Source organism: Streptomyces sp. NPDC002773, assembly GCF_040295605.1.
Lineage (GTDB): Bacteria > Actinomycetota > Actinomycetes > Streptomycetales > Streptomycetaceae > Streptomyces.
In genome coordinates, this window is the sequence record NZ_JBEOVO010000007.1 from 48,535 (window position 1) to 60,997 (window position 12,463).

Consider the following 12,463-nt stretch of genomic DNA (forward strand, 5'->3'; position numbering starts at 1 on the left):
GGCACGCCGTGGGGGCAGGCGGTTTCGGACGGGCGGGGTCCGCCGGGTCGGGGGCGCTCTTGCACGCCGCTCGGCGGTGGCTTTAGGTGGAGACAGCGAGGAGACAGCACGAGACAGCGGCTCTCCGGGACCGGCCCCGATGCCCGGTCCCGATGACCAGGAGGTGTACGGATGTCGTCGAGCGGCATACCGCGCGGTGGGCCCCCTCTCACCGAGCGTGAGGCGGAGGACCTGCTGCGATGTATCTGCTTCAAGACCGGCCCGCCCCGCACGGTGGGGGTGGAGCTGGAATGGCTCGTGCACGAGCTGCGTGACCCCCGGCTTCCCGTACGGCCGCCGAGACTCGCGGCGGCGATCGACAGCCTGCGGTCAATGCCGCTGGTGTCGTCGCTCACCTTCGAACCCGGCGGGCAGCTGGAGCTCAGCTCGCGCCCGGCCGGATCGCTCATGGAATGTCTCGACTCCCTCGCCGCGGACCTGCGCGCGGTGCGGTCGGCCCTCGGACCGCTCGGTCTGACCCTCAGCGGCTACGGGGTGGACCCCTGGCACGCGCCGCGCGGCCGGGTGCTCCACGAGCCGCGGTACGACGCCATGGAGGCCGTCCTCGACCGGACGGGTCCGGCCGGGCGGGCGATGATGTGCGAATCGGCCTCGGTGCAGATCTGTCTGGACGCCGGCGTCGAGGAGCCGGGCCCGCTGGGCTACCACCGGAGATGGCAGCTCGCGCATCTCGTGGGCGCGGTGCTCGTCGGCGCGTTCGCCAACTCGCCGCTGCACGGCGGCCGTCGCACCGGATGGCGCTCGACGCGGCAGGCGCTGTGGACGGACCTCGACCCGCTGCGGGCGCTCGCGCCCCCGCCGGACGGGGAGCCCCGCGCGGAGTGGGCCGCGCACGTCCTGGACACGCCGGTGATGTGCGTACGGGCCGACGAGGGGCCGTGGGCGGTGCCGGAGGGGCTGACCTTCCGTGACTGGCTGCGTACGGGCCTGCCGCGGCCGGCCGACGCCGACGACCTGCGCTATCACATGACGACGCTCTTCCCGCCGGTGCGGCCGCGCGGTCATCTGGAGCTGCGGATGGTGGACGCGCAGCCGGGACGGGACGGCTGGATGGTGCCGGTGGCGGTGACGACGGCGGTGTTCGACGACCCGGAGGCGGCGGAGAGCGTCTACCGGGCGGTGAAGCCGCTCGCGGAGCGGGCCGGTGCCGGTCCCGCCCCGCGCAATCCGCTCTGGTTGGCCGCCGCCCGCGACGGTCTCGCCGATCCCGAGCTGCACGCCGCCGCCCGCGCGGTGTTCTCGGCCGCCCTTGAGGCGCTGCCCCGGATCGGGGCGAGCGAGGAGTTGCGGCGGCAGGTCGCCGCCTTCCACGAGCGGTACGTGATCCCCGGGAGCTGCCCGGCCGACGACTTCGAGGTGGTGGCGCCATGACGGTCACGGGTACGGGAACGGGGACGGGGCTCGATCCGGAGGCCCTGCGCCGGCGGGCGGTCGACGCCCTCACGGCCGCGCGGGAGCGCACGGCGCTGCTCACCTCCTGCGTCGGGGACGGCGACCTCACCGCCCAGCACTCGCCGTTGATGTCTCCGCTGGTCTGGGACCTGGCGCACATCGGCAACCAGGAGGAGCAGTGGCTGTGGCGGGCGGTGGCGGGCCGGGAGGCGCTGCGGCCCGAGATCGACTCGCTGTACGACGCCTTCGAGCATCCGCGTGCCACCCGTCCTTCGCTGCCGCTGCTCTCGCCGGGCGAGGCCCGCGCCTACGCGGCGGACGTACGGCTCCGGGTCCTCGACGTCCTTGAGCGCACTCCGTTCGAGGGGCGGCCGCTGCTCGACGCCGCGTTCGCCTTCGGGATGGTCGCCCAGCACGAACAGCAGCACGACGAGACGATGCTGATCACCCATCAGCTGCGGAAGGGCCCTGCCGCCCTGACCGCTCCCCCGCCGCCGGTCCGGACGGCCGGCCCGCTGCCGCCCGAAGTCCTCGTACCCGGAGGCCCGTTCACCATGGGTACGTCGGACGAGCCGTGGGCCCTGGACAACGAGCGTCCGGCGCACCCCCGGTCCGTGCCCGCCTTCCACATCGACACGACACCCGTCACCATCGGCGCCTATCTGGCGTTCATGGCCGACGGCGGGTACACGGACGCGCGCTGGTGGCGGGCCGAGGGCTGGGCGCAGATCCGGGAGCACGGCATCGTGGCACCGCTGTTCTGGCGCCAGGACGGCGGGCAGTGGCTGCGCCGCCGGTTCGGGGTGACGGAGCCGGTGCCGGAGGAGGAGCCCGTCCTGCACGTGAGCTGGTACGAGGCGGACGCCTACGCGCGCTGGGCGGGGCGGCGGCTGCCGACCGAGGCCGAATGGGAGAAGGCGGCCCGGTGGGATCCGGTCTCCGGGCGTTCGCGCCGCTACCCGTGGGGGGACGCGGACCCGGGCCCCGAGCACGCCAACCTCGGGCAGCGGCATCTGCGGCCTGCGGCGGCGGGCAGCTACCCGGAGGGCGCCTCGCCGCTCGGCGTACGGCAGCTGATCGGTGACGTGTGGGAGTGGACGGCGAGCGACTTCCTGCCGTACCCGGGCTTCACGGCCTTCCCGTACAAGGAGTACTCGGAGGTGTTCTTCGGGCCGGAGCACAAGGTGCTGCGCGGCGGTTCGTTCGCCGTGGACCCGGTCGCCTGCCGGGGCACCTTCCGCAACTGGGACCTGCCGGTGCGGCGCCAGATCTTCTCCGGCTTCCGTACGGCTCGCAGCGCGGAGCTGGACTGATGTGCCGTCATGTCGCCTACCTGGGAGCGCCGGTGGCGCTCGGCGAGCTGCTCGTCGAGCCGGAGCACGCCCTGCTGCGCCAGTCGTGGGAGCCCCGTACCCAGAGCAGCGGTGTGGTCAACGCCGACGGCTTCGGGGTGGGCTGGTACGCCGAGGGGGATCCGGTGCCCGCCCGGTACCGGCGGGCGGCCCCCATCTGGGGCGACCTGTCGTTCGCGGACCTCGCCCGGGTGGTGCGCTCGGGGGCGCTGCTCGGGGCGGTCAGGGGGGCGACGCTGCCGGGCGCGGACGGGGAGGCCGCGGCGGCGCCGTTCGCCGCCGGGCCCTGGCTGTTCAGCCACAACGGCGCCGTCGCGGGCTGGCCGGACTCCCTTGTGGGGCTGGCCGGTTCGCTGTCGGCCGGTGAGCTGCTCCGGGTCGAGGCGCGCACCGACTCGGCGCTGCTCTGGGCGCTCGTACTGCACCGGCTGCGGGCCGGTGACGCGCCGGGTCCCGCCTTGGCGGACACGGTCCGGGAGGCCGCCGCCGCGGCCCCGGGATCCCGGCTGAACCTGCTGGTCACCGATGGTGTCCAGATCGCCGCGACCACCTGGGGGAACGGCCTCTGGTACCTGAAGGGTCCCGACCGGGTGGTCGTGGCCTCCGAACCGTACGACGACGATCCCCGCTGGCGGGAGGTTCCCGAGCACACGCTCGTGACCGCCACCCGCGCCGATGTCACCCTCACCCCGCTCAAGGAGCCGTCCGCGTGAGCCCGTTCCAGCTGACCCGTACCCTCGCCCCCGACGCCGCCGGCGCCGATCTGCGGACCGACGTCCTCCACGGCCTGACCCGATCCGCCAAGGAGCTGCCGCCGAAGTGGTTCTACGACGCCAGGGGCAGTGAGCTCTTCGAGGAGATCACCCGGCTGCCCGAGTACTACCCGACACGGGCCGAGCGGGAGATCCTGAAGGAGCGGGCACCGGAGATCGCCGCCGCGACCGGGGCCAGGACCCTGGTGGAGCTGGGTTCCGGTTCCTCCGAGAAGACACGGTTCCTGATCGACGCGCTGCTGCCCGGCCTCGACGACTACGTGCCCGTGGACGTGAGCGAGTCGGCGCTGACCGGGGCGGCCGAGTCGTTGCTGGCCGAGCGGCCGGAGCTGAAGGTGCACGCGCTGGTCGCGGACTTCACCCGGGGTCTCGCGCTGCCCGGGTCGCCGGGGCCGCGTCTGGTGGCCTTCCTCGGCGGCACCATCGGCAACCTGCTGCCGAGCGAGCGGCGGACGTTCCTGCGCTCGGTGCGGGCGATGCTCACGCCGGGCGACGCGCTGCTCCTCGGCACGGACCTGGTGAAGGACGAGGCGACACTCGTGGCCGCGTACGACGACTCGGCGGGAGTGACGGCCGCGTTCAACAAGAACGTCCTCTCGGTGATCGACCGTGAGCTGGGCGCGGACTTCGACCCGGACGCCTTCGACCACGTGGCGGTCTGGGACGGCGAGCGGGAGTGGATCGAGATGCGGCTGCGGGCCCGCCGCGCGCTCACCGTGAAGATCCCCGAACTGGACCTCGTGGTGCCCTTCGCGGCGGGCGAGGAGATGCGGACGGAGGTGTCCGCGAAGTTCCGTCAGGCGGGTGTACGCGCCGAGCTGGCGGAGGAGGGCCTCGACCTGGAGCGCTGGTGGACCGACAGCGAGGGCAGGTTCGCGCTGTCGTTGGCTACGGCGCGCTGAGCGACGGGCTGCTGAGCCGCGGCCCGCTGAGGGACGGGCTGCTGAGGGACCGGCTGATGAGGGACCTGCTGATGAGTGGCGGGTTGCTGAGCGACGGCGCACGGCGTGCCGGGTAGCTGGGTGACGGCCCGCTGGGTGACGGCCTGCTCGGCTGCGGCCGCCAGGGCGCGGCGGTCCGGGTGCCGGAGGGCCGGGAGGGGTTCCGGTACCCGGACGACGGCGGTGAGGTGGCGGGTCGTGACGACCCGCCACAGGGAGGCCCCGAGCACGTCGTCCCCGACGTACGCGGCGGCGTCCGTGGGCCGGTAGTCGATCCGTACCGGCTGCACAGCGCACCCGGCGTCCAGGGCGGCCTGGAACGCGGCCGGCCGGAAGCGTCCGCCGGCCCGCCCGCACCAGGTGGAGCCCTCGGGGAAGACGATCACCCGGCCGCCGGCCGCGAGCACCGCGGTCATGGCGCGGACGGTGGTGGGCAGGGCCCTGAGGCCGTCCCGGTCGATGAAGAGGGTGCCGCCGAGCGCGGCCAGCGTGCCGAGGACGGGCCAGCGGCGCACCTCCGCCTTGGCGACCATGCGGCCGGGGAGTACGGCGGCGATCAGCGGGATGTCGAGCCAGGAGACGTGGTTGGCGACGACGAGGAGCGGGCCGGTGGCGGCGGGCGCTCCCTCGTACCGGACGCGTACGCCGAAGGCGCGGACCACCGCCCGCAGCCAGTACCGGACCAGGGCGAGCCGGTGGGCGGCGGGGAGGAGACCGGTGGCGGGGGCGAGCAGGAGACCGAGGAGGACGGTGACGAGGCCGGCGGCCAGCCGGACCGAGGCCCGGACGGCCCCGGCGGCGGCCGCCCCGGTCCGGTGGAAGGTCTCCGGGTGGGCGGCGCAGCGGCCCGGGGTGCAGGGCGCCGTGGGGAGCCACGGCGAGAGGGCCGTGGTCCCGTTCACCGTGCCGGGGCGAGCGAGAGGAAGTGGTTGAGGTAGCGCGGGTTGGTCCGGCGCAGGGAGAGCAGGACGTAGAGGTCGGCGACGCCGAAGTCGGGGTCGTGCGCGGGGGCGCCGCACACCCAGGCACCGAGCCGGATGTAGCCGCGGAGCAGCGGGGGCAGCTCGGTGCGGCCCTCGGGGCGGGTGATGCCGTCGGGGCTCCAGAGCTTGTGCGGGGTGACCCAGTACTCCTCGGGGGCGAGGTGCTTGGCCTTGACGGTGTCCCAGGTGGCGGCGGCGAGGGCGCCGCCGTCCGCGAGCGGGAGGGAGCAGCAGCCGGCGAGCCAGTTGTGGCCGGTGCGGGTCATGTAGCGGGCGAGGCCGGCCCAGATGAGGGCGATGACGGCGCCGTTGCGGTGGGCGGGGTGGACGCAGGAGCGGCCGACCTCCACCAGGTCGTGCCGGACGGGGGCGAGCCGGGTGAGGTCGAACTCGCTCTCGGAGTAGAGGCGTCCGGCGACGGCGGCCCGGTCGGGCGGCAGGATGCGGTAGGTGCCGACGATCTCGCCGGTGCTCTCCTCGCGTACGAGGAGGTGGTCGCAGTACGCGTCGAAGGCGTCGCTGTCGAGGCCGGGCTCGGGGCCGTCGAGCTGGGCGCCCAGTTCGCCGGCGAACACCTGGTGGCGCAGCCGCTGGGCGGCGCGCACGTCCTCCTGGCGCGTGGCGATCTCGACGACGTATCCGGGCGTGGGCTCCTCGGCGGGGAGGGCCGGCTGCTCGGCGGGGATCTGCGGCTGGGCGGCTGCCTGAAGTCGGCCGGGGCCCTGCGGCTGGGTGGGGACCTGGAGCCGGGCGTCGGGCTGCGGCTGGGTGGGGACGGCGAGCGCGGGGGTCGGTGCGGCCATGTCGGGCTCCTCCGGCGTACGGAAGGGGAAGGGGCGGAGCCGGGCCGTGAGCGGTGGCCCGGCTCCTTACTTCTTCCGTGACCGGCTGGATTCGACGTGACCGTCCGGGGGACCGCGGGTGTGGACCCGCTGAATGCTATTCGGCGAGGGTGTCCGTGATCGCGGCCGAAGCCCGCTTCGCCGCCTGCGCCGGGTCCTCGCCCTGGAGGACGGCCGTCATGTACGGCTTGATGGGGTTGTCGGCCTCGACGTTCGCCCACTGCGGGGAGTTGGGGGTGGCACGGCCGCGCGCGGCGCCCTCGGCCATGACGGAGGTGGCCTCCTGGCCGGCGACGACGGAGGCGAGTCCCTTCTTGTTGGGCACGTAGCCCATGGTCCGGGCGAGTTCGGTCTGCCACTTCTCGCCGGCCAGCGCCTTGACGACGTCGATGGCGGCGCCTCGCTCGGGGGCGTTCTCCGGGATGATGAGGTCGGAGCCGCCGGTGAAGACGGCGCAGGGCTGACCGGCCTTCTTGCCCGGTATCGGGAAGTAGCCCAGCTTGCCTTCGAGCTCCGGGTTGGCCTTGAGGATCGCGGCGACGGCGCTGGGCGTGGCGATGACCTGGGCCACGTCGCCCCGGGCGAAGACCTCGGCCTGCGGCGGGTTCTGCTCGTCGGCGTTCTTGGGGCCCTCGCCGAGGGACTGGAGCTCCTTGTAGAAGGCCATTCCGCGCTGGGCCTCGGGGCTGCCGAGGGCTCCGGTCCACTCGCCGCCCTTGTCGACGGCGAGTTCACCTCCTTCTTCCCAGATGAAGCCGGCGAGGGTGTACCAGTCCTGGCCGGCGAGGTAGATGCCCTGGGAGCGGCCGCGGTCGAGCTTCTCGGTGGCGGCGAGCCATGCGGCGCGGTCGGCCGGCGGCTCGCCGATCCCGGCCTCCCGGAAGAGGCTCTTGTTGTAGATGACGATGCGGTTCGCCGCGTACCAGGGAACGCCGTACTGGGATCCGCCGATCCTGCCGGGCTCGGCGAGGCCGGGCAGCCAGTCCTCGCTGCCGAGGTCGCGGACGGACTCCAGGGTGAGGTCGAACAGCTTCTCGGTGTCGGCGTACTGGGCGACCTGGGTGTTGCCGACCTCGATGACGTCGGGGCCGCCCCCGCCCTGGATCGCCTCGGTGACCTTCTTCCCGATGCCGGTCCACTCCTGGATGGTGACCTCGAGTTCGACGCCGTCGTGCTCCTCCTCGTACGCCTCGGTGAAGCGGGTGAGGAAGTCTTCGCTGACGCTGTCCCGCATGAGCCAGATGTCGACGGTCTGCGTCCGGCCGCCGCTGCCCGGCAGCATCCCGCAGCCGGCGAGGACGAGCGCGGTGGCGGCTGCCAGGGGGCAGGCGAGAGGGCGGTTCTTCACGTGGGTCACCTTCTGCGGTTCAGCACAGGGTCGTGCGGCATGGGGGCTGACCCGGCATGGGGGGACCGAACGGGTTGTTCGCGCGGGTATGTGGCCTGGATTCTGGTCTGGACCAACGGGATGGTCAAGTCCTTGACCATCCCGTTCCGCACCTCCGTCGACCCATCTGTTCCCTTACCGTCGGTAAGTACCGGTCGGTCACCTCGCGTCGACGGATCCGTCGGCCGCCCGGCCCCCGCCGTGTCGCGCGGCGTCGCGGCCTGGGGCACGGTGGAGGGAACGCAGCGAGAGGAGTCCGGCCCCCATGTCGAACCACACGTACCGCGTCACCGAGATCGTCGGCACGTCCACCGAGGGCGTCGACGAGGCCATTCGCAACGGCATCAACCGCGCCTCCCAGACGCTGAGGGGCCTCGACTGGTTCGAGGTGACACAGGTCCGCGGCCATATCGTCGACGGCTCGATCGAGCACTACCAGGTCGGACTGAAGGTCGGATTCCGCCTGGAGGACGAGGCCTGAGCGCGAGGCTTGAGGGGCCGGGCCGGCGTTACGCCTCCGATCAGGTCCGGCCCTCCTTCTCCTGAGCGTCCCTCAGCTCCTGCGACGGGGTCGCCCACAGGGCCCGTACGACACGGAACCCGGCCGTCTCCGCCGCGTCGCAGACCAGCGGGTCGTCGTCGACGAGCATCCTGATCGGACGGTCGGCGCCGAGCCGGCGCAGGATCTCCACCTTGGTCACCCGGGCGGGTCGGAAGTCGCGGTGACGGCGCATGTGCAGCGGCCCTTCCGGGAGCGCGTGCGCGGCCAGCCAGTCCAGGGTGTCCCGGCGGCAGCGCTCCGGTCGCCCGGTCAGGTAGACGATGTCGCACTCCTCCGCCGCCTCGCGGCACAGCGCGATGCCCGCGTCGAGCGGCGGATCGTCGGGCGCCGCAGCGAAGAAGGCGTCCCAGTCCTTGGGTCGCCGCTCCAGGAAGTGCTGGCGGTGGGCGGTCGCGGCGAGCGTGTTGTCGAGGTCGAAGACGGCCAGGGGCCGGTGGTCGGCTGTCACGGGCCCAGCCTAGGAGCCGCGGGGGAGGAGGCGCCCCGGCGGCCGCGTGGCGCACGCGCGGTGCGGTCCCGGCGCGCCCGCGCAGTGCGGTCCGCGGCGCACGCGCGGTGCGGTCCCGTGACGCACGCGCGGTGCGGTCCCGACGCCCGCGCGGGGCGGTCCCGTGGCGCTCGCGCTCTGGACGTCCCGCTTCGGGAATCCCTCCCCGCCGGCGGCGTTGAACCCCTTGTGAACACCTTTCCCGACGGCATCCGCATCTCCGTCCTCGACCGCTCCCGCACCCGGGAGGGCGAGGACGTCCCCCAGGCGCTGCGCGACACCGTGCGCCTCGCGCGGGAGGTCGAGGCCCTCGGCTACCACCGCTTCTGGGTGTCGGAGCACCACAGCGTGCCCGGGGTCGCCGGCTCCGCGCCGACGGTCCTCGCCGCCGCCGTGGCCGCCGCCACCTCCGGCATCCGCGTCGGCACGGGCGGGGTGATGCTCCCCAACCACCAGCCCCTCGTCGTGGCCGAGCAGTTCGGCGTCCTGGAGTCCCTCTTCCCCGGCCGGATCGACATGGGCGTCGGCCGCTCGGTCGGCTTCACCGACGGCATCCGCCGGGCCCTCGGGCGGGACAAGGACGACGCCGACCGTTTCGGGGAGCAGCTGGCGGAACTCCTCGGCTGGTTCACCGGCGAGCAGACCGCGCATCCGCAGGTGCACGCCCGGCCCGCGGAGGGCCTGCGGGTGCCGCCCTTCGTCCTGGCGACCGGCGAGGGCGCGGCGATCGCCGCGGCGGCGGGTCTGCCGCTGGTCATCGGCGACCTGCGGGGGCGCGACCGGCTGCTCGCCGCCGTCGACACGTACCGTTCCGGTTTCCGCCCCTCCCCGTGGGCGGGCGAGCCGTACGTGATCGTCGCCGGTACGGTCGCGGTGGCCGCGACGGAGGCGGAGGCCCGGCGGCTGCTGGTCCCGGAGGCCTGGTCCCTCGCGTACTCCCGCACCCAGGGGGTCTTCCCGCCGCTCGTCCCACCGGAGCGGGTCGAGGGGCTGGCGATGACGGAGAAGCGGCGCGGCTTCTACGAGTCGGGGCTGCGCGGCCATGTGCACGGCACGGAGGAGCAGGTGGCGGAGGCGCTGGGGCAGGCCGTGAGGGAGACCGGGGCACAAGAGGTCCTCGTCACGACGAGCACCTACGACCGGGCGGCACTGAGCGAGTCGTACCGGAGACTGGCCCACGCCGTGGGCCTGACGCCGAGGGCGGCTTGACGGCAGGGCGGCCACGCGCCGGGCGGGCTCACGCCCCGGGCATCCCGACCACAGAACGCCCTGGCCCCCCGATCAGGGCAAACCCGCCTCATTGGATAAAATCGCCCCATGCAGGAGACCCTCCACGATCCGTACGTCCGTGTGCGCGGCGCCCGCGAGCACAATCTCGCCGGGGTCGACGTCGACATCCCCCGTGACGCGCTCGTCGTCTTCACCGGTGTCTCCGGCTCCGGCAAGTCCTCCCTCGCCTTCGGAACGATCTACGCGGAGGCCCAGCGGCGCTACTTCGAGTCGGTGGCCCCGTACGCGCGGCGACTGATCCACCAGGTGGGGGCGCCGGCGGTCGGCGAGATCACCGGGCTGCCTCCGGCCGTCTCCCTCGAACAGCGCAGGTCCTCGCCGAACGCCCGCTCTTCCGTCGGTACGGTGACCACCCTCTCCAACTCCCTGCGCATGCTGTTCTCCCGGGCGGGCCGCTACCCGGAGGGCGCGGAGCGGCTCGACTCCGACGCCTTCTCCCCCAACACGGCTGCCGGCGCCTGCCCTTCGTGCCAGGGCCTCGGCCGGGTGCATGACACGAGCGAGGAACTCCTCGTGCCCGACCCGAATCTGTCGATCCGTCAGGGTGCCATCGCCGCCTGGCCGGGTGCCTGGCAGGGCAAGAACCTGCGGGACGTCCTCGACACCCTCGGGTACGACGTCGACCGGCCGTGGCGCGCACTCGACGCGAAGGACCGGGAGTGGATCCTCTTCACGGACGAGCAGCCGGTCGTCACCGTCCATCCGGTACGGGACGCCGACCGCATCCAGCGCCCCTACCAGGGCACCTACATGAGCGCCCGGCGCTATGTGATGCGGACCTTCTCCGACTCGAAGAGCCCGACCCTGCGCACCAAGGCGGAACGCTTCCTCACCAGCTCCCCCTGCCCGGTCTGCGGCGGTGGCCGACTGCGGCCCGAGGCGCTCGCGGTGACCTTCGCCGGCCGGACCATCGCCGATCTCGCCTCGCTGCCGCTGACGACCCTGTCCGGGCTCCTCGCGGAAACGGCGACGGCGGGCGCCACGGAGGGTACGGCGACCGCGCGCGTGCTGACCGAGGACCTCGTCGCCCGGATCGCGACGGTGACCGAACTCGGCCTGGGTTACCTCAGTCTGGACCGTGCCACCCCCACCCTCTCCAACGGCGAGCTCCAGCGACTGCGCCTCGCCACCCAGCTACGTTCGGGGCTCTTCGGTGTCGTGTACGTCCTCGACGAGCCGTCGGCGGGACTGCACCCGGCCGACACCGAGGCCCTGCTCGTGGTCCTCGACCGGCTCAAGGCCGCCGGGAACTCCGTCTTCGTCGTCGAGCACCACCTCGATGTCATCCGGCACGCCGACTGGCTGGTGGACGTCGGTCCGCACGCCGGGGTCCACGGCGGACGGGTGCTGCACAGCGGCCCGCCGGACGGGCTCGCGGACGTCGGGGCGTCCGCGACCCGGCGTTTCCTCTTCGACCGGGCGCCCGCACCCGCCCGGGAGGTGCGGGAGCCGGCCGGATGGCTGCGGACGGGGCCGGTCACCCGGCACAACCTGCGGGCGGTCGACGCGGCCTTCCCCGTCGGCGTCCTGACCGCCGTCACCGGCGTCTCCGGCTCCGGGAAGTCCACCCTCGTCGGTACGCTGACCGAGGAACTCTCCGGTGTGGACCGGCTCGTGACGGTCGATCAGCGTCCGATCGGCCGGACTCCGCGCTCCAACCTCGCCACGTACACGGGTCTCTTCGACGTCGTGCGCAAGCTGTTCGCGGAGACCGAGGAGGCGCGGGCGCGCGGCTACAAGGCGGGGCGCTTCTCCTTCAACGTGGCGGGCGGCCGCTGCGAGACCTGCCAGGGCGAGGGTTTCGTGTCGGTGGAACTGCTCTTCCTGCCCAGTACGTACGCGCCCTGCCCCGACTGCCACGGCGCCCGCTACAACCCCGAGACCCTTGAGGTGCGGCTGCGAGGACTCACCATCGCCGAGGTCCTCGACCTGACCGTCGAGTCCGCCGCCGCCTACTTCGACGACACCCCGGCCGCCGCCCGGAGCCTGCGCACCCTGCTCGACGTGGGCCTCGGGTACCTGCGGCTCGGGCAGCCGGCCACCGAGCTGTCCGGCGGCGAGGCCCAGCGCATCAAGCTCGCGTCCGAACTCCAGCGGCCGCACCGCTCCCCCACCCTGTACGTGCTCGACGAGCCGACGACCGGGCTGCACCCGGCGGATGTCGAGGTCCTGATGCGCCAGCTCCACGGCCTCGTGGACGCCGGGCACTCGGTCATCGTCGTCGAGCACGACATGGACGTCGTCGCCACCGCCGACTGGGTCGTCGACCTGGGACCGGGCGGCGGCGACGAGGGCGGCCGGATCGTGGCGGCAGGGCCCCCGGACCGGGTGGCGCGGGCGGCGGACAGCCGCACCGCGCCATATCTGGCCCGGTCACTGGAGGGCGCCTTGTAG

General features: G+C 73.6%; 11 protein-coding genes. 7 read left to right on the forward strand and 4 right to left on the reverse strand.

Features of this window, described 5'->3' with window-relative positions; translation table 11 throughout:
* Positions 1–171: 171 nt before the first annotated feature.
* The 4 genes from egtA to egtD are packed head-to-tail and all read left to right on the forward strand — an operon-like array spanning position 172 to position 4,479.
* The gene (gene egtA / locus ABT034_RS11725) at positions 172–1,431 is read left to right on the forward strand and encodes an ergothioneine biosynthesis glutamate--cysteine ligase EgtA (protein ID WP_351213849.1); all 1,260 of its coding nucleotides are present in this window, start codon (positions 172–174) and stop codon (positions 1,429–1,431) included.
* A complete protein-coding gene (gene egtB, locus ABT034_RS11730) occupies positions 1,428–2,765 on the forward strand; it encodes an ergothioneine biosynthesis protein EgtB (RefSeq protein ID WP_351213851.1) in 1,338 nt (445 codons plus the stop codon). The genes egtA and egtB overlap by 4 nt, the downstream gene beginning before the upstream one ends.
* On the forward strand, positions 2,765–3,517 hold the full coding sequence (egtC, locus tag ABT034_RS11735; RefSeq protein ID WP_351213853.1) for an ergothioneine biosynthesis protein EgtC: 753 nt from the start codon (positions 2,765–2,767) through the stop codon (positions 3,515–3,517). Before egtB ends, egtC begins: the two co-directional genes overlap by 1 nt.
* A complete protein-coding gene (egtD, locus tag ABT034_RS11740; protein WP_351213855.1) occupies positions 3,514–4,479 on the forward strand; it encodes an L-histidine N(alpha)-methyltransferase in 966 nt (321 codons plus the stop codon). The genes egtC and egtD overlap by 4 nt, the downstream gene beginning before the upstream one ends.
* On the opposite strand, the gene ABT034_RS11745 is transcribed toward egtD, so the two are convergent.
* The 3 genes from ABT034_RS11745 to ABT034_RS11755 form a co-directional block, all read right to left on the reverse strand.
* The gene (locus tag ABT034_RS11745) at positions 4,374–5,420 is read right to left on the reverse strand and encodes a lysophospholipid acyltransferase family protein (protein ID WP_351213857.1); all 1,047 of its coding nucleotides are present in this window, start codon (positions 5,418–5,420) and stop codon (positions 4,374–4,376) included. The genes egtD and ABT034_RS11745 overlap by 106 nt on opposite strands.
* Positions 5,417–6,304: a GNAT family N-acetyltransferase gene (locus tag ABT034_RS11750; protein WP_351213859.1), complete on the reverse strand. Its 888-nt coding sequence runs from the start codon at positions 6,302–6,304 to the stop codon at positions 5,417–5,419. Before ABT034_RS11750 ends, ABT034_RS11745 begins: the two co-directional genes overlap by 4 nt.
* Positions 6,305–6,440: 136 nt before the next feature.
* Complete coding sequence (locus ABT034_RS11755; RefSeq protein WP_351213861.1) at positions 6,441–7,691, reverse strand: extracellular solute-binding protein; 1,251 nt, start codon at positions 7,689–7,691, stop codon at positions 6,441–6,443.
* 304 nt (positions 7,692–7,995) lie between these two features.
* Here ABT034_RS11755 and ABT034_RS11760 point away from each other — a divergent pair, with 304 nt between their 5' ends.
* On the forward strand, positions 7,996–8,211 hold the full coding sequence (locus ABT034_RS11760; RefSeq protein ID WP_351213863.1) for a dodecin: 216 nt from the start codon (positions 7,996–7,998) through the stop codon (positions 8,209–8,211).
* A 40-nt stretch (positions 8,212–8,251) separates the two neighbouring features.
* Here the strand turns inward: ABT034_RS11760 and ABT034_RS11765 are convergent, their stop codons facing one another.
* Positions 8,252–8,740 (reverse strand): phosphatase domain-containing protein, encoded by a 489-nt coding sequence (locus ABT034_RS11765; protein WP_351213865.1) that lies wholly within the window; start codon positions 8,738–8,740, stop codon positions 8,252–8,254.
* A 228-nt stretch (positions 8,741–8,968) separates the two neighbouring features.
* Here ABT034_RS11765 and ABT034_RS11770 point away from each other — a divergent pair, with 228 nt between their 5' ends.
* Positions 8,969–9,988, forward strand: a complete 1,020-nt coding sequence (locus ABT034_RS11770) for an MsnO8 family LLM class oxidoreductase (protein WP_351213867.1) — start codon at positions 8,969–8,971, stop codon at positions 9,986–9,988.
* A 108-nt stretch (positions 9,989–10,096) separates the two neighbouring features.
* Positions 10,097–12,463: an ATP-binding cassette domain-containing protein gene (locus tag ABT034_RS11775; protein ID WP_351213869.1), complete on the forward strand. Its 2,367-nt coding sequence runs from the start codon at positions 10,097–10,099 to the stop codon at positions 12,461–12,463.